This is a genomic window from Marinobacter sp. UBA2498, assembly GCF_002341575.1.
Lineage (GTDB): Bacteria > Pseudomonadota > Gammaproteobacteria > Pseudomonadales > Oleiphilaceae > Marinobacter > Marinobacter manganoxydans.
The window spans coordinates 23,700-41,681 of the sequence record NZ_DDOI01000108.1 but is presented as its reverse complement, the minus strand read 5'-3'; the positions used below and the strand labels follow the sequence as shown (position 1 = coordinate 41,681).

The window sequence follows — 17,982 nt, the reverse complement described above, 5'->3', positions numbered from 1 at the left end:
TTTGTTCGCCGGCGGATCTCGTTGGTAACGGCGTCGGGTAAAAAGGCGGAGTTCCGCCAGAGATAGTCGAACTCGGCCTCTATCCAAGCGACTCCTTCTGGGCTTTCATCCGCCCACAGGATTTCGTAATGATGGCGCCAGCCAGAGGACGTCTCATTCATAGAACCGATAAAACCGATCTTGCGACCGTCTGCCAAATCGATAATACCGGCCTTGCCATGAACAAAACCGCAGTTACTTGACGGTGCCACTTTGATGGTGTGGCCTCGCGTCAGGAAATCTGCCAACTGTTGGTAGCGCTTTCGATTAAACAGAGCATCGGTTTCGAGATCAGAGTGCTCGTTCCATTTACCCATGAGCTTGGCTTGAGCGACCTTGGCCACTCGTAAATCCTCGGGCTGAACATCCGCATTACAAACAATCTCCACGCGAGGAATGTTCATAATCGCTTCCCCGGCCACCTCAAACATCGAAGAGGTAAAATACCCCGCAATACGACGGTAGCGGGTAGCCCCCTCCAAATACTTAGTCAAAAAGGACTCATCTAGCGCGTGCGTGCGAGAAGATAGCCGAGTAATACCTGAGGACTGCGTGCCTGAGGTCATCGACATAGGGTAGAGGGACACTTAGACATCTCCTATGCCAGCTGCTCGTTAGCAATCCGGTCGCCAAGAACCTCAGCCCAGTGGCGCACATCTTCGTTAGTCGCCTTGAGGGCCAGGAAACGTGTCATATCGATGAGCTCTCCTCGCCTCTCAAAGTAATCCGGCAGATCGCTAACTAATTGGTTAACGACTACTTTGATATCAACATCGTTTAGCAACTGCTGAATCGCTACCATCAAATGCCCGAGGTGCGTCGCCCCTAACTCCGTCGTATCCATCAGATCACGGGACGTCATTTCTTCAACTTGCTTCAGCTTAGCGCTGTTTGCCGCCGTGCTTGCCATAACCCGAGTGTAGTCCTCCACTCGGAAAGCTTTAGCAAAATTCTGGTAGTTGTCGAGCTTGCTGGCGCCAGTCGTCTCGATGTCGAGCAGCCTCAGGTAGAAGCGTTGGATACCGTTGATCGATTGCCAAGTGTCACGTTTAAGCCCATCTGGCACCAGCAAGCTATTCGCAGTTTCGGATGCCTGCTGGACAATATCGTCGACAACGGTTTTTTCGCCTCTCTGACGCGGGCGTAGAGCAAATGTGGTCACATCCTCGCCGCCGATCTCCGTGTAGGACGTCAGCACTTTAAGGGCGGCAGCGTAACCGGCCATTTGCAAATCAGCATCGTTAAACACAGGCTCGCCCGTGTGATCTTCAACCCGCTGGTTTAGGTGGAGCATTTCCTCAATCTGGTTTTCGACTTCTTTATGAACAGCCGGATATATTCGGCGCGTGAAGCCTTTACGGTCACCTTCGGGGCGCTTACGCAGCATTAGAATGACCGTGCCCTGCACATACCCACCCTTCTTTAATTCCGAGGATGTCTCAGTAGCTATGTACCAGGCTCCGACAACCTGTAAGCCTGCTGCCCAGAAGATGCCCACCATGTCCGACCAGACTCCGGTATCCTGATGGGTAAACATCACACACTGCAGGCCATTGTCCGGCATGTGATCTCTCATCGCCTTATATGCTTGTACCATGCCGCGCCGGAAATCATCATCAGAGCCTTTGATGGCGATAGAGCGTTTCGAGTCTTTTGCCCAGCTATCAAAAGGTTCAGGCATACCCTTTCTGAGCCATGCGATGAAGAATTCGGATATTTCGTGGTAGCTGACTGCATCGGCGTAGGGTGGATCAGTAACCCAGAGGTCGCATTCAGTCGTAACCTGGCTCGCTGGTATATTTTGTACTTCCGCCTTGGACTGAACCGGGTGGTGCGATTTGGTCAAGTAAAGATAGTTCTGCCCAGTAAAGAATGATCGAACGCCGTAGAAAAAATTCGTGTTGTAGGCTTGGTTGTAGAATGTCTGCGTAATCGACTCCCGAGCAGCCCCCGTCCCGTAACGACAGAGCTTGCTTGACCAGTCCAACATTTTGGCCAGCGACAACATCATCGGCGCTTGATCTTTCTCGGGTAGCTTGTTTATTTCCTCACGCGTGATCGCAGCAATAAGGATCTGGCGAGGCGCGAACAAATGGTGCCAATGAGTCCAGCCGCGTTCTCGCCTTAGGCGAGAGGTTTCATCGCCGCCCTCAATGGCCATGTCCGGCACGACACCCTGCTTCTGCCAAGCCTCTAGGTGATCGGACACATATTGGATGACCGCTCGCTCTCTCTCTAGGTCGTCCTCACTTACAGAGTCGAAATAAGTTGACGGGCGACCACTATTGACAGTATCCGCCTTGATCCACTGGATGGCATAGAGGCGCTCCTGGAATACATCATCACAGCGGGGCCTAAAGTCTTCTTTTTCCCAAGGCCTTAGCTTGTTACCGGACCCAGTCCGACCTCGGTAATCCCCCCGGATGGTCTTTATGGCAACCTGATAGGTTTTGCCCTGGAGCTCGTAAACGAGATGGCCATTTTGAAGCGTGCCTTTTTCTGCTATGGCCATTTCTTCTTTAGACACCCCCGAGACAATTTCAATATCAAATCGCTTAGCAGCCTCGTCCGGAATCAACTTAGCTACCACCTTTCTGGATTTGGAGACCACCCATGTAGGCGACAGCGGAACGATCCAGCCAGTTTCGGGACATTGTGTTTCTAAGCAGTAGAGGAAGGCTTTTGCCCTATTTCCGTGGCGATCATGCTCGATGCCCATCTCGTTAATGCGGTCCTCGACCGATTTGACAACCTGGTCCTGGATCTCGTCGATGCGCTCGCGCTCTTCGACACCGGCGCCAATAATATTCAAGGTACCCCAGGTCAGCATGCATGCGATTGGGTTAAGGTCTGAAGCGTAAACGCCGCAGCCCATTCGGGCTGCCTCAAACGGAATAGAGCCCCCCCCTGAAAATACATCGCCAACGTTAACTGCCCTGCCGAACCTCAAGTACCCGAACTGAGCCACGAGATCGTGGATGCTGTGTGCGTGAACCCCAAACTTCGCATAGACTTTGTTGACAAGTGGCCAAATTGGAGAAAGCAACCAACCCTCATCGACCTCTTCCGGGCGCTTCCCCAGCAGCGAGCGGGCCTCATAAGAGGCGTAGTGACTTAAAATGGCACGATAAACTTCCGCTTTAGCATCAAGGTTTCGCCCATCAAGCCACTTGATACGAATCCCGAGTTCATCCGCATCTAGCGGGAACTTCTTAGATTCTATGAACTGCGGATCGACGTTTTCATCGCGCATGATGAACTGAAAGTAGTCCCAAGGAGATGCCAAGGTGATCGAATTCGCAATATCATGTGGATGAAGGGGATCTTGGGCAGCCGCACGCCGAGCTAGACCGGTGAGATCAAAGCTCATCAGCGCCTCGAAAATGGCAAGATCCAGCTCCGCATCCTCCGTCTGAGGTAAAAGACTGCCCAGTACTATCGCTCGAACCAGCAGCAGTGGCTTACGCCCCTTCCAATAGGACCCGAGACCGGTAATAGTCTGGCTCTGAACGGATTTCCTCTCTCGTTGAGCCTCAAACGAAACCTTCGAAGCGGGGAAAGCTTTTTCAATCAAAGCGGGCGCATCCTTCAAAGCAAAGGGCACTAACTCCGCCTTCTTCGATTGCGACGTAGCATCCATAGAACTCACTCTTTGTTCGTGTCTTGGCTAAAGAGGTCAGGCGGCAGCTCCGCGTGATCAGCAGGCCGCTTTTTTACCCCGCGAGGTTTGAATAGCTCATGTTGTGGCACATCCCCCAAGGCATGTCTAAGCGCTACACGCCAACCCTTATCGCCCTCGTAGTAAAGTCCGGTACTCATCGCCGTCATACTGAACAGCCACCAGCGCTCTTCAGGACGAAAGGCCATCCAATTACGAACTGCCACGGGGATATTCTCTTCATCCATCTTTTCGACAGCCCAGGCCAGCACGCAGAGCTCTTTGCCGAGAAGACGATCCACCGGGTTTTCGCCTACTTTCCAACGGCTCGTGGCCAGCTTGTGCTCTTTCAGGCGATTGTTGAAAATACGCTGAACTTCTTGACGGATCGCCGTCCAGCGAGGGCGATCCAAAATAACCCGCACAATTTCCTCACCGCTGTCATCTTTAGACTTCACGCCGAGATTTTCCACAATTTCTACGGCCCCACTGTTGCTCTTGGGTACGCGCACAAGAAAACAATGCGGGTTGGTTTCGGTCATGGGAACACCGAATCCTTCAGTCGGACGCGGTCCGGTGCCTGACACCTTTGTTCGCTGGCTCATGGTGTTACCCTCGGTGTTTTGTTGTGCCAATTCCATGATTATTCGCTTCCTTGCACAACACTTTCTGGTTTAAGTTCAACACCGGCTAGACGGGCAAATTCTTTGGCTTCATATCCGTTAATAAAGTCTGCGCCACTAGCGATTCGAATGGTCACGTTAGCGTTATCGTCGTTAACGATCTGCCGTATGGCGTTGAGAGCTATCTCCATTTCAGAGGCTGTGACGGCACGCTCTTGGAAACGCACCGAGACTGTATTCTCGCCTTCACCCACTTCGATACGCACGCCACGAAAACGGGTTTGCTCATCCTCTTTGAAGTGATTCAGTACGGCATAGCTTTTGTTAGTGGCGTCCAGAGTCGTCTTTGACCTGAGCTTGGTCGGCTTTTTGTCGTCCAGCTGAACCCGGTTATCACCCTTAGCTGGAATAGTGAACTGCTCGCTAGCACTGGCCTCACCCGATTCGGCATAAACCAGTAGCACCTGCTTCTCAGAACCAACGTCAAAAGGGTCCTGATAAGGGTCGCCGTCTTTCGCGTTGGAACCATCCAGCGTGTATGTCATTTCAGCCTGGGGGGTACACTGCAACTCAACTGTGCGCTTATCCCCTTGCGTATGAATCTGATGACGAATTTTCAGTGTTGCATTCCAGCAGACAGGTTCGCCTGTTTGGTGTTTGCCATCACTATCTACCACGAGAAAGTAAAGCGTCGCTTTATCGGTATTGAATTCATCGGGGGTTTCGACGAGCGGATCCGACGTGCTTACCCCAGAGTGGTCCGCATAGTGTATTACCGGATTGGGGCCAGCATGACGAGGCGTTATAGTCAGTTCAGTTGTTCCGTTATCTGTTGATACTTTGTTAACGGTAATACTCGCCGTCGTTTTTTCCGTGGGGAATGGCCCCTTCTCCATGTAGCCGTCATCGTTGTCACGCCAGCGCCCTTGGCGCAGTGCTTCTTGCTTGAGCGTGTCGAGACCGTTATTACCCGGCAACCAGGGCAGGGTTGGGTCGGTCTTCATCTTGCTCACTACATCCTGCCAACGCACACGGCGGCTATTACTGGGCCATACGTATTCTTCTAGTTCAGACCAGAAAGCTTCGAGGTTGTCGCGCATATCCAGTGCGAGCTTTTCCTCACAGCTTGCGCTCGCGAGCAAGGTCTCAAGCTGTTTCTCGGCATTCTGGATACTGAGATTGTTTTGAATGGTAGCCCGGCCTAATTCACCGGAACCGTCAAACCCCGCAGAGGGGAAATATAAACGGTTGTAGGCTGCCGAAATGGCTTGGTCGAGACGCATGTGGATGTCTTCGCGACGCTCCTGTGCTTCTTGGTAGAGTGTGTCTCCCGTTTTCAGCTGCGCACAGACTTGCTCTATCGCATAGGCTTCTCGCTGCCTATTCTCTACGGCATCAGCTAAGTGGCTATCCATGCCGGTAAGAAACATGAGGCTGTTCTTTTCTTCGACGTATTCAAAAAACCAGTTCAGCTTTTCAGGTGGAGTGCGGCCATCAGGACGCACTACAATCAGTACTCGACCACCTCCAAGCTTGATGTTATCCAACTCGGGCATCACAAGAACACTTTGATACGCCTTTTTTTCCGAGGGGGTCAAAATCGAGGTGATACGTCGAATCAGCTCCTTGTCCACTCGGTTAGGCGCTACGTCCTTTGCCATTCGCTCAATCTGGCGCGTGAGGTTTTCGGTTTCTTTGAAGTAATAGCGCTCCTCTTCGCGATGAAGATACCAAGCCCTCTCCTGAAGCTTTCCCAGCGCCGTCTTGTATTCGCTCGGCTTACGATTCGGAGCCGCCAAAAATTCAATGATCTCGCTTTCGGTCAGGCCAATGCGCCCCCCTGTTCGGGAAAGAGAGGTCGCCAACAACAAGGTGCTGACCTGCTGAGCGCTGGCAGCATCGGGATCGATCTCGGCATCAATTTCCTCGGCTATTGCATTACCTCCGTCGGCAATATCCCGTGTTAGCGCCGGATTAAGCTGGTTGGCAATGCGGGTGAACTCAGAACGTACTGCCGGGTCGTTTAGATTGAAGTGCTGAGCACCGATCAGATATACATCGTCCTGCTCACGTGTAAGTACACTTTTTGCCAAACGAGCCGCAAACTGCATCAACCCGCGCGTCTGGCGAAATGTCTCATTGTCCTTGAAGAGCGCCACGATGTGTTTAAACGAGGGGTGGAACGGGTACGTTTCCTCAACTTCTTCTACCACGTTTCCAATATACGTAGCATCAATATGCCCCCCATCTTTTGCGGCTTTGACCCGACTCGCATAGGCATTCGCTACTTCGCTGATTACGTCTTCATCAGGCATTTCACTGATCAAGCGCTTACGAAGAATTTGGTAAATCTCGCTGCCCTCCAGGGAAACGGGCGTAATACTTTTTGCCTGGCGGCTGGCTTCATTCTGGAGGTCTGTGATGGCTTCACGGATTGCTTCGGTCTGTTTTTCGTAGGAACCTGATAGGTTGGCGATGACTACGGCACAACGTGGTAATTTGAGCGCAGCACTCATCAGACAGCCAAGAGTATAGGTAGTAAGGCTGGCTAACGTACCGTCGCCCACTTTTTGCGTAGCGGCCATGCTCAGATACGGTGGAAGCTCATCGAGCATGATGAGTGTTGGCTCATCACCGATAAGCTCCATCCAAGTGCTTTCATCAACGGCGCGAGGACCATTTGCCCAGTAATCGCGGATTTCAGCGGCCTTGCCAAGCTGGGTAGCAATCTCGCCCCAGACATAGTGATCGGGGTTATTACGACCATTAAATGCAGCCAATTTAACCGCAGGGATCTCGACCTGGGACTGCAAAGAGTCAGGCAGATACGTCTGGCGCAGATGCTTATGCTTAGCCATCAAACCCAAGGCAATCATCAGGTGAGTCTTACCACCACCCATCGCCTGACTTAATTCGAAGACGGCCTGATCGGACTTTCCAGACAAGCGCAAAAGCCCCTCATTGAAGAGCTGCTCCATCCCCTGTGTAACGAAGTTGCGATCGAAAAAGGCTGTCCCATCACCTTCGTCCGCTATTACGTCCGATAGGTGTTCAACCCCCTGAGACATCTGGTAGTCCATTACTTGAGGATCAAACTCACACGCTTGCTTGACGGTTTTTAACATCAGGACGCCTCCTTGCCGATTATTGGTTGAGAAGATTTGGACAACCGCGGCAAAGGGCCATCCTCTCTAAGTTTTTTGACCAATTCGCTTACAGTCAGGTAGCTACAAACCATCTGTTCTGCGTGGCTGGGTCGATTATGTCTAGGTGTCATAAACAAACAACAGATGGGGACTGTAGACTGATGGTGGTTAGCTTGATCGTCCGTCATCGGTCGTTCTCCACTAAAGCATTTTTTCACAGCGTCTAACTAGGCTGCCAATCCTATTCTTTTAAGTGATGCATTCAACGTCGTTCGGGTTACGCCGAAGTGTGCAGCAACTTCCGTTTTCGTGATCAGGGGGTCTGACAACATAGCGGCCGCTTTACGTATATCGGAATCAGACATAGCGGGTCTTCGACCACCCTTTCGTCCTCTCGCTCTGGCTGCCTGAAGACCTGCAATCGTGCGCTCACGAATCAGATCATGCTCAAACTCTGCTAGCGCACCAAAGATATGAAATACCAAGCGTCCACCGGAGCTGGTGGTATCGATCGCTTCTGTAAGCGATTTGAAGCCAATCGCCCGGTCATTCAGCTCCTGAACGATCTCAACTAGATCTTTCAGTGAACGGGCCAGTCGGTCCAATTTCCATACAACCAAAACGTCCCCCTTTCGAAGTGTGCGTAAGCACTGCGACAATTCGGGGCGCTCTCGGAGTCTGCCTGTAAGTTTTTCTTGGAAGATCTGCTCGCACCCAGCCCTTTCCAAAGCATCCACCTGGAATTCAGGATTTTGATCCTGGGTACTGACACGGGCATAGCCTATGATCATTAAACGCACCTTTTATAATCATAGTTTTTTGTACGTGATTTTTAGACAGAAAACAACAGGAAATTGACGCCTTTTTGCGGACCGAAAAAGGCGTACAGAAAACGTTCGTTATCTATCCAATCGGCCGTCAGGCGGAAAATTCTTCGATTCCGAACAGAGCCTGCATTACATCGACGATCCCTCGCCCACAACAGTGAGGCTTCCGCTCTACGCTTCCCGTCGCACTAGCTGATATGGTTCAAAATCATCCTTCCAAGTTGAATGTCTAACTGATTTGACCCGGTTCCGTGTGGACCTTCAGTACTATTCATGGCTCATGATCCCCGGGTTCAAATAGCTACGTGGCAAGGCTTTAAGCCGTGAGCTAAGCTGTTGTTTTAAAATTTTGTTGGATTGAGCAGTAATGTTAAAAACCATAATCACTGGGACTTCAATCCAATTGCTGTTAGGAAGGGACGAGAGATGCGCATCATCGAGCAAGTATCCGAAGATTTGCCAAACTTTCCTGATGATGTAATCGATCAATGGATTGGTTATTACGCCGAGTCTGAAGGCTGGCCTCCGCCGTCTCCTCTTGAAGGTAGGTGGAAGGGCTTGCTTGCAAATAAAGACCTAGAATATTGGACATCGTTAAAATGGAGCAAGGAAATTATTTATCCTCCATCATTGGTGCTAACAACACAGTGCAACCGTCGTATTCAGGAAATGATTAGCTTCCATGCAGCTGGTGTCCCGTGCGCTTATTCCGAGTTCATGGGGGAGGAAGCAGGGCCTAGAATCGCTAGATTACTACAATATCTTCGAGAAATCGGCAATTTACCCTGCGCGCCCATTTTGGTTGAGAAAGACGGCGAGCACGAAATAATCGATGGAAACCATCGAGTCGTTGCCTACCTCTTGTGGGAACAGTGGAAAGACAAGGAGATCTTTCAAAAAGAACCATTCCCCGTCACGTTAAGCCGAGAGATTGAATTCTGGATTGGGCGAGAGAGTGTCTAACAAGTGGGTCAACAGGGCAGTCTTGTGACCTCTGGTAATAATTGGTTGGACCAATGAAAGTCACAAAAACCGACAAATATTCAGCCAGCGAGCAAGGCCTGGGATATATCTACCAAGCGCGACTCGCCCTGCTCCGTCTATTGCAGTTGCCGGAGGACACCGCCGTCTTCTTGGAAAAGGACGACGATCTCGACTTCGTCGACAGTGCTGACGGCAAATCCCTAGCATCACTCAAGCACAAGGCAGTCGGCGACAAGCTTACCGACCTTTCCCCCGACTTCTGGAAGTCCGTGAACATCTGGCTGGAGCGATATAAACGCGATGGCCGTTCCGCCTCCAACCTGCAATTTTTCCTGTTCACTACGGGCACCGTCAGTACCGGCTCGTTTCTCGCGCGCCTTCTCCCTGACCAGCCCATCGCCTCAGGCGATCTGGCGACACTAACTGAACTGGCGAATGCCTCGCTCGCCAACTCGAAGTCGCAACTCATCGCGTCGATCGCTAAGGCGTTCAACGAACTGAGTGACCCCGAGAAGCAGGATTTCCTTGAACGTATTGTGATCTTCGACAGCAGCCCGCGTATAGGTGATATCCCGTCGATCATCAGAGATAAGCACATGCGAAGTATCCGGCGCGAGCACAGGGAGTTCGTGTTCGAGCGACTGGAAGGCTGGTGGACTGATGCCGTGATTATGCAGTTGACCCGTGCGCACGCGGAAGGAATTTTCGGTTACGAGGTATCAGACAAGCTCTCCAACTTCGCCGAGGAATACAAAACGGACAACCTCCCCATCACCTTCCGCGGGAAGCAGCCCGCAGACGAGATTGATATCACGGCCGATCCGCGTTTGTTTGTGGCGCAACTGCGCGAGATCGGCCTCTCCTCTAGCCGGATAAGGAGCGCAGTCCTCGACTACTACCGGGCGTTCGAGCAGCGGTCCGCTTGGGCACGCGAGAACCTGCTGGTGTCAGGAGAAGTCGAGGAATACGAAGATCGGCTCGCCGACGAGTGGAGCCGCTACAAGGATGTCGTCTTCGAGAAGTTGGCGGGCGACAGCGCCGAAAGCGCGCTTCGCGAAGCCGGCGCGACCCTCTATAACTGGGCGGAGTTCGAGACAGGGAAGCTCGAATCCCTGCGAATCCGCGCCCGGGTTAGTGAGCCCTATGTCCTTCGCGGCAGTTTCCATATTTTGGCCGATGCGACGCCCGAACCTAAGGTCTACTGGCACCCTAGGTTTCTTGATCGTCTTGCCAGAGTACTCGGGGTGGCCTCGTGAAGCGATGGAACCTGCGCCCCGTCGAGATTCGAAACCTGTTCAACCCAGCCTTCTGCGGCCTGGTCCTGTACCGCGCCCTCCTCGGTTACGAGGAACAAGATGCTCGCGGCATGCCCTTCTCTCTGTCGCTGCTGGTGCTGCCCTTGTGCCTGCATAAGGATTCGCGGGAAGTCCTTGCAGCAAGTCCGCGTAGCTACCTCCTCAAGACCACGGAAAAGAACCAGCAGATTATAGTGGGATTCGCCGACCGAGTGACGCAGATGCTGCCCTATGTCTTCGAGGGGTTCGGTCTGCTGATGGAACGAGGGTGCATCGTCGTTGCGGGTGATGGCCGCATCCAGACCGTGCCCAACAAGGTGCACAAGACCGTCCGTGGAACTCACGAGACCGTCTCCTGCCAGAAAGTAGCACGCATCGTGGGAAGGGAATTTGCACGCATCGCCGATCCGGTGACCGTTTACACGACTTTTGGGATTCGCCCATGAAGATCAGATCCATCCATATCTACAACCACGACGGTCAGCGCCGAGATCTCACCTTCAAGGTAGAGGGACTCAACGTCATCACCGGCCGCTCCTCTACCGGCAAATCTGCACTCTCTGAGATCATCGAGTATTGCATGGGCCGCTCCTCATTCAACGTTCCCGAAGGCGTTATTCGCGACAAGGTGGCATGGTTCGCCGTGATCTATCAGTTCGAGAAAGAACAGGTTCTGATCGCCAAGCCGAGCCCGCCTAGCGGCGGAGCCAGTTGTAGCACGGCGATGCTGCGACGTGGTGTTCAGTTGCAGGCGCCTGAGCTCATGAACCTGGCGGTCAACGCTGATGACAATAGCGTCGTTGAGTTGCTGTCGCGCCTGCTCGGCATTCCCGAGAACCGCACTGATGTCGCGCTTGAACACAGCCGCGACAGTTACGAAGCGAACGTCAAGCACACGTTCTACTATCTGTTCCAGAAGCAGGGGCTGATAGCCAACAAGGATCAGCTTTTCTACCGTCAGAACGAGCAGTACCAGCCTCAGGCAATCCGAGATACCCTGCCGATCCTGCTCGGCGTCTCCTCCCACGACCGCTATGAACTGGAATCTCGGCTGCGCACAGCTCAGCGGGATCTGAGGATTAACAAAAAGCAGCTGGAGCAGGCGCGCAATGCTGTCGACACATCGCATGAGCAGGCCATCGGCCTCTACTCGGAAGCCAGAAGCGTCGGCGTCATTGGCGACGAGGGGAGCCCGAACGCAGACGGGATCATCAACGCACTGAGGTCGGCGCTGTCGTGGAAGCCCGAAAAGGTGCCCGACGACGACGGCAGCCGGATTTCGCTTTTGGAAGAAGAGATAAGTCAGTTGCGCCAAGATCGACGCGACATCCAGGCCAGGATTGACGCGGCACGACAATTTGCCAAGCGGGCGGGCGGCTACGAGAATGAGGCATCCGAACAATTAGACCGGCTGGCTTCGATCAAGGCTCTGCCGAAAAACCCTGACAGCGGAGAATGGCAATGGCCGTTCAGCGAACGAAACCTAGCGATGGAGTCCCCTGTCGCCGCGGCCCTGCTCAACGAGCTGGAATCGCTTGACAGGGAATTGCGCATCGCGACCGGCCAGCGTCCGAAGCTCGAAGCCTACCTCGCCGAATTGACGAGCAAAGTGGACGGGGCAGCGGGCGCCATTAGGCAGAAGGAAGCAGAGCTATCTGCGGCGATCTCGGCCAACGAGGCCATCTCTCAGATGGGCAACCGCAACAACGCGGCCGCGCGCGTCGTTGGTCGTATCAGCCTCTTTATGGAGACGCTTCTGCCGAACGAAGAACTTGCTCGGTTGGAAGCCCAGAATCGTCGCCTTAACAACAAGGTTGAACAGCTTGAGGACCAGATCGGCGCCGATGACAGCGACGAACGCCTAACCTCAATCCTCAACAATATCTCCGCGAACTTGTCACGGTACATCCAAAAGTTCGATGCCGAGTTCAGCCCTTACCCAGCGCGGCTAAACCTACCGCAGCTGACCATAATTTTCGATCGCCCCGAACGCCCGGTTCCGATGGGGCGGACTGGAGGAGGCGAAAATCATCTGGCCTACCACCTATCAGCACTGCTTGCGCTGCACCTTTTCGCCGCAAAGAATAACCGCCCAATCCCTCGCTTTCTGATGATCGATCAGCCGACCCAGGTCTATTTCCCGTCTGAACAGGTTTACAGCGACGCAGACGGGTCAGTACAGAAGACAGAAGCTGACGCCGACCTAGATGCAGTACGCCGACTGTTCGAGTTATTGCTAAAGTTCACCCAGGACGAGGTTCCCGGCTTCCAACTGATCGTCACTGAGCACGCGAACCTTCGTGACCACTGGTTTCAAGAAGCATTAGTCGAACAGCCTTGGACAAAGCCGCCGGCGCTAGTTCCAGAAGAGTGGCAAAGCAGATGAGCTACGCGATACGTCGGCTAAAAAGTCATAACGAAACATTGCAGCGGACTACACTGCCCAATTTACTTCCGGTACTCTGAGACCTCTCGTTCCAAATTGGCATACATGGCCAATAACTCATCTCCGGCAAGACGTCCATTTGTGTTTTCAAGGGCTTTTCGTTTTTCCAGTTGATTACGCTGCTCAGCATAAACATGATGCAGGACACTGGCCGAAAAATCATGACCCTCTTGATCATTCAACTGCTTGCGAAGCGCTTTGAATTGATCAGGAGTGGGGACCAATTTGAGCTTCTTAGCGACATCCTTGGATCGAATCTCATGGACCTCGCCCCAGTAGGAAACTGCTTGTTCCCACGCTTTCGACAGTGGCGTCCTATCATCGATATAGAATTTGGTCGCTGCACCCCGTTTATTCACAGAGAAATAACAAGTTTCAGACGCCCTACCTCTATCGGCCCCGATCCCTAGCGTGATGCCATGCATTCCAACTCCACGGTATGCCCGAGTATTGGGATGATCTTTGGTGATGAAATCCAAGTACTGGATGGCGGCCGAACGCATCGCATATCGAGCCTCGTAGTATCGGGCTTTGGTCTCTTGGTACTTGTGCCAGAGCTCTTGGGGTACTCGGGTGTTGCGGCGATTTAACGAGATGTATTTTTGATATCGTTTACCTCGAATGGTGGCGACAACACGCCATCCGTAAAAGCCGGACGATAACTCATCTTTTTCGTAAAAACTGATTGCCATTTATGGTTGGTCTCCCCCTTCGCAATCCCGACGAAAATTTCAAAACAGAGAAAGTAAAACAGCAGCTCCGGTCCGGAGTTGTTTCATGTTGTGGTGACCGGCGGCTATGAGTAGACTTCGACGCCCTTTTAACAGCTGTAAATTTCAAGATGTCGACGGGCCTGTGGGCTCAGTCACATGCTTGTATTAGAGCATCTCCCCGCAGGGATATCGATTTAAAACGCTACGCTAAAATGGGTTTGCACGTTGTACCCAGTTTACTCTGCAACAGGTATTTATACATTATGGTAAGCGCTTCCAGAACCCTTCCTCTCTTGGTACTCCTTGCGGGGTTCTCGTTCAGCAGTGCGACCGGCGCAGCCGTCGTGAAAATGTCGGGCAGTGGATTGTGCCATCCTACACAGAGCAGTTGGTACGAGCGAACCAAGAACTATCAAGCTTTTGAGTCTCTTGAGGACTGTCTGGCTTCGGGCGGGAAACTTCCACAGGGAGTCTCCCGAGTATCGCTCAAAGGGTATCAGGAGCAGTCAGATGAGCGGCAAAACTACAAGCGATCAGCGTTCGGTCACGGCTGGGATGACGCTGATGGGGACTGCCAAGATAGCCGTGCCGAAGTCCTTATCGCCACCTCTACCACGCAGGTTCGATTTGCTGACAACAAGCGCTGCCGGGTGATTACCGGCCGCTGGATCAGTCCCTTCACCAATCGTGTCATCCAGAACGGGGACGATATCGAGATCGACCACGTCTTTAGTCCCCTTGTTACACGTAACATTCTGGCAAGCACATGATATTCAATGGCATGTAGCAGGTTACACTTTTTCAACTCTTTACCCAGTTCATGCGACCACGATTTGGCCGCTTGGGTCGCAAAGCGGACATTCAGACCCGAGTCGCAAAGCCCCTGTTTAAGGCTCGGGTGTGTCGTTCGTACGGGGGTAAGTCCAATCTTGTTCCCAATGTCCGAAAAATTCGCCCGGTAGGCATTCCCCAAATCCGGCAAGCCACATTGATGGAATTTAAGTTTCAGTAAAGCTCATTCGGTCCCGGCAGTCTCGTCACTAAACCATAACAACTTTGTCACATTAGTCCTTTAGGCTTTCCTACAAATCAACTTGTATAGACATGCCTATGAGCCTCTACACCCTGCAACGCGAAACCGGCCACGCACTTTACCGCCAGATTGCCCAGCACCTGGAACGTGATGTTCTGAACCAGTATGCCCCGGGCGATATGCTGCCTTCGGAAAACGAGATGGCGGATCGTTTTGGCGTTAATCGCCACACACTCCGGCGCGCCATTGATCTTCTGGTTGCGGATGGCCTTTTGGAGCGCCAGCACGGTCGCGGTGTGTTCGTGATTAACAATCAGATCGACTACCCACTGGGTTCCGACACCCGGTTCACCGAAAACCTGACGGCCATGGGTGCGTCCACTGGTGGGCGTGTTGTTCGCAAACAGGTCCTGCCTGCGATCGAGCGGGTGGCCGAGCGCCTGGCCATTGCAGTGGGGGAGCCGGTGATCTGGATTGAAAGCGTGCGAACCGTGGATGGCTCGCCCTTCTGCATTATTTCGCACTTCCTGCCGGAAGCCAGGTTCGGGAAAGTCCGGGATGAATACGAAGGTGGCTCGCTGCACGGCTTCCTGGCGGAGCACTACGGCTACTCACTCAAGCGTGTCCAGAGTCTGGTAACAGCGATGCTCCCGCAGGGCGACGACGCAGGCCTTCTGGCCATGCCCAGAACCCAGCCCGTGCTGCGGGTAAAGAGTACCAACGTGCATGAGCGGGATCTGACCCCGCTTGAGTACGTGATTACCCGGTTTCGCGCAGACCGGATCCAACTGTGCATCAACCCATGACTGTCTACTAACGGTCGAACACCTGAATCAAGACCCTACGGGAGCTTCTGTAATGTATCCGAAACTGCACTCTCTTCTCAAATACGCGGTATCCGTAATCACCGCCATTGCCATGCTCGGCTCTGCCGCGGTTATGGCCGCCGCCAACGATGGCACCAGTGACCGGCCTTTGCGGGTAGTGCTAATTCCCGCCGACGGCGGCACTGAAGACGGCACCCGGAAAGACTTTGAACCCATCTTCAATGCCATATCGGAAGCCACCGGCCTGAACTTTGAGTTGAAAGTTGGCCAGAGCTACGGCGCGGTTGTTGAAGCCATGTGTAATGGCTCTGCCGACATTGCCTGGTTTGGTCCCGTCAGTTATCTGCAGGCCCACGACCGTGGTTGCGCCAACCTGTTGGCCATGGCCGTCAGCAAAGGCAGGTCTGTGTACTACTCCGGCATTTTTGCCCGCAAGGATAGTGGTGTCGAAAGCATGTCCGATATTCGCGGCAAACGACTTGCGCTGGGTGACATCAACTCCACCTCCAGTTTCAATATTCCGGTGGCCATGATGCTCCGTGAGGGCATTGATCCCGCCACGGATACTGCCAAAGTGAACATGGCGGGCAGTCACGCCAATGTGCTGTCTGCCCTGTCCCAGGGGCTTGTAGATGTTGGTGGCGCGTCTTTCGATTCCTATGAAAAAGCCCTGAACGCAGGCGCCATCGACGGCAACGACATCAAGGTGGTTGCCAAAAGCGCACCCCTGCCATACCCACCGCTGGCCATCCAGCCGGAAGTGAGCGCCGACATCAAGGCCCGCCTGCAGGATGCCTTCAACAATGTCCACACCATGGCCGGCATCAAACCCGAGCAGATTCGCGGCTATGGCGGCAAGCAGGTTGACCGTTACACCAGCGACGTCAGCGAAGAAACCATGGCGGAAGTCGGCGACATGCTGAACGCCGTTAACCGTGACGTTAAACAGTCCATTCTTGCTGCCGGCAACAAGCGCTGAACGGACGGATATCTGCCCGCCCCATCAGGCGGGCAGTCAACAGGAGAAAATCATGAGCCAGACACCAACATCCATGGTCAAGCTCAGTGCGATCGAAAAAACCTGGGCAGACGGCACCCGTGCCCTGAACAGCGTTGACCTGGAGGTGCCACAAGGGCAGTTCTGCGTCATTCTTGGCCCATCCGGCGCTGGCAAATCCACGCTGTTACGAGCAGTCAACGGGTTGATGAAACCGACAGCAGGGAAGGTGCAGGTTGATGGGCTTGAGTTGACACAAACGAGCGAGCGAGAACTGCGCAAACGGGTGGCCATGATCCACCAGCATTTCAACCTGGCAACCCGCGCCAGTGTCGCTGCCAATGTGCTTTCCGGTGCTTTGCCTGAAGTGTCCCTGGCGCGGGCACTGTGCGGGTGGTTTCATCCGGAGCAGCGCGAGAAAGCCTGCCACTATCTTGAACGGGTGGGACTCAAGCCCGAACACCTTCACCGTCGGGCCGGCGAACTCTCCGGGGGCCAGCAACAACGGGTGGGTATCGCAAGAGCCTTCATGCTGGACCCGAAAGTGGTGCTTGCCGATGAGCCCGTGGCCAGCCTGGACCCCCAGATTTCACGGGATATTCTCACCCTGCTGAAAGACGCAGCCCGGGAGCTTAATGCTACCGTCATCTGCAGCCTGCACCAGGTGGATCTGGCCCGTGAATTCGGCGACCGGATTGTCGGTATGCGCAGTGGCGAAGTTGTCTTTGACGGCGCGCCGGAAGAATTCGACGACCAGCGCCTTGGCAGGCTCTACCAGAACGCCGACTGGGGCGATGGCGAGCCGACGCAGGCCCGGGAAGACACCCCGCAACTCGAAGCGGCGGGAGGTATGTGATGAACACCCGACCCATTCCCGTGCCACCCCAGGGTACCCGTTTGCACTGGCATCTGGATCAGCCGTTCCGGCTGAAACATCTTGTAATCGCCATTCTGATTCTGGCGCTGCTTCTGGTCACCGGCCACCGGACCGAAATGGACCGCATGGTCTCCATGACCACCCAGGCCGTTGGCAACCTGGTGGGCCTGAACGACGAATCCCAGGTGGTGCGCGGCCTTAGCAAGGTGGCCGATTCCATGTGGCCGCCACAGATGGCGACATCTGAAGAAGTGGCCCGGATGAACGATTTTAACGCCGACGAACTGCCCCTGTTCGCCCGCGTGGAAAGCCAGGAAACCACCACCCAACGCCTCAATGAGGACACTCTGCAACTGGAGAGCGCAACCGAAACCACGGAAGTGCTTTACGACCCCTTGGGCTACGTGAAAACCGTGTTTGGCAAAATGATAGAGACCCTGGAAATTGCACTCTGGGGCACGCTTCTGGCCGTCAGCCTGTCCATTCCCCTGGCCTGGTTTGCCGCCAGTAATTACTC

The 17,982-nt window shown here is 53.7% G+C and carries 14 protein-coding genes and 1 pseudogene; 9 read left to right on the top strand and 6 right to left on the bottom strand.

Translation table 11 applies throughout. The features are described 5' to 3' along the window. The 5 genes from B2W52_RS15130 to B2W52_RS15110 form a co-directional block, all read right to left on the bottom strand. The coding region (locus B2W52_RS15130; RefSeq protein ID WP_286803677.1) for a phospholipase D-like domain-containing protein at positions 1–533 on the bottom strand (533 nt) is incomplete at its 3' end. A gap of 104 nt (positions 534–637) precedes the next feature. After that, positions 638–3,679: an anti-phage-associated DUF1156 domain-containing protein gene (locus B2W52_RS15125; protein WP_273070520.1), complete on the bottom strand. Its 3,042-nt coding sequence runs from the start codon at positions 3,677–3,679 to the stop codon at positions 638–640. 5 nt (positions 3,680–3,684) lie between these two features. Continuing rightward, complete coding sequence (locus B2W52_RS15120; protein ID WP_273070522.1) at positions 3,685–4,338, bottom strand: anti-phage-associated DUF3780 domain-containing protein; 654 nt, start codon at positions 4,336–4,338, stop codon at positions 3,685–3,687. Positions 4,339–4,340: 2 nt separating this feature from the next. Next, positions 4,341–7,445, bottom strand: a complete 3,105-nt coding sequence (locus tag B2W52_RS15115; RefSeq protein ID WP_273070524.1) for an anti-phage-associated DUF499 domain-containing protein — start codon at positions 7,443–7,445, stop codon at positions 4,341–4,343. 248 nt (positions 7,446–7,693) lie between these two features. Beyond that, complete coding sequence (locus B2W52_RS15110) at positions 7,694–8,257, bottom strand: recombinase family protein (RefSeq protein ID WP_273070526.1); 564 nt, start codon at positions 8,255–8,257, stop codon at positions 7,694–7,696. Between the two features lie 462 nt (positions 8,258–8,719). On the opposite strand from B2W52_RS15110, the gene B2W52_RS15105 reads away from it, so the two are divergent. From B2W52_RS15105 to B2W52_RS15090, 4 genes are read left to right on the top strand one after another with little or no spacing between them, the layout of a single operon-like run. Beyond that, positions 8,720–9,256: a calponin homology domain-containing protein gene (locus tag B2W52_RS15105; protein WP_273070528.1), complete on the top strand. Its 537-nt coding sequence runs from the start codon at positions 8,720–8,722 to the stop codon at positions 9,254–9,256. A gap of 53 nt (positions 9,257–9,309) precedes the next feature. Then, positions 9,310–10,533, top strand: a complete 1,224-nt coding sequence (locus tag B2W52_RS15100; protein ID WP_273070530.1) for an ABC-three component system protein — start codon at positions 9,310–9,312, stop codon at positions 10,531–10,533. After that, positions 10,530–11,018, top strand: coding sequence for a three component ABC system middle component (locus B2W52_RS15095; protein ID WP_273070532.1), 489 nt, complete (start codon positions 10,530–10,532; stop codon positions 11,016–11,018). Before B2W52_RS15100 ends, B2W52_RS15095 begins: the two co-directional genes overlap by 4 nt. Continuing rightward, positions 11,015–12,958, top strand: coding sequence for a DUF3732 domain-containing protein (locus B2W52_RS15090; protein ID WP_273070534.1), 1,944 nt, complete (start codon positions 11,015–11,017; stop codon positions 12,956–12,958). The genes B2W52_RS15095 and B2W52_RS15090 overlap by 4 nt, the downstream gene beginning before the upstream one ends. A 62-nt stretch (positions 12,959–13,020) precedes the next feature. On the opposite strand, the gene B2W52_RS15085 is transcribed toward B2W52_RS15090, so the two are convergent. After that, entirely contained in the window at positions 13,021–13,710 is a 690-nt protein-coding gene (locus tag B2W52_RS15085; RefSeq protein WP_273070536.1) for a hypothetical protein, read from the bottom strand. 284 nt (positions 13,711–13,994) lie between these two features. Here B2W52_RS15085 and B2W52_RS15080 point away from each other — a divergent pair, with 284 nt between their 5' ends. The 5 genes and pseudogenes from B2W52_RS15080 to B2W52_RS15060 all read left to right on the top strand — a co-directional run. Further along, on the top strand, positions 13,995–14,501 hold the full coding sequence (locus B2W52_RS15080; protein ID WP_273070538.1) for an HNH endonuclease: 507 nt from the start codon (positions 13,995–13,997) through the stop codon (positions 14,499–14,501). 340 nt (positions 14,502–14,841) lie between these two features. Next, positions 14,842–15,570: a phosphonate metabolism transcriptional regulator PhnF gene (gene phnF, locus B2W52_RS15075; protein WP_041656076.1), complete on the top strand. Its 729-nt coding sequence runs from the start codon at positions 14,842–14,844 to the stop codon at positions 15,568–15,570. A 52-nt stretch (positions 15,571–15,622) separates the two neighbouring features. Then, positions 15,623–16,570 (top strand): phosphate/phosphite/phosphonate ABC transporter substrate-binding protein, encoded by a 948-nt coding sequence (locus B2W52_RS15070; RefSeq protein ID WP_011783460.1) that lies wholly within the window; start codon positions 15,623–15,625, stop codon positions 16,568–16,570. Positions 16,571–16,622: 52 nt separating this feature from the next. After that, a complete protein-coding gene (gene phnC, locus B2W52_RS15065) occupies positions 16,623–17,444 on the top strand; it encodes a phosphonate ABC transporter ATP-binding protein (protein WP_011783459.1) in 822 nt (273 codons plus the stop codon). Next, positions 17,444–17,982: pseudogene (locus B2W52_RS15060) on the top strand (phosphonate ABC transporter, permease protein PhnE); the annotation flags it as partial. The gene phnC and the pseudogene B2W52_RS15060, both read left to right, overlap by 1 nt.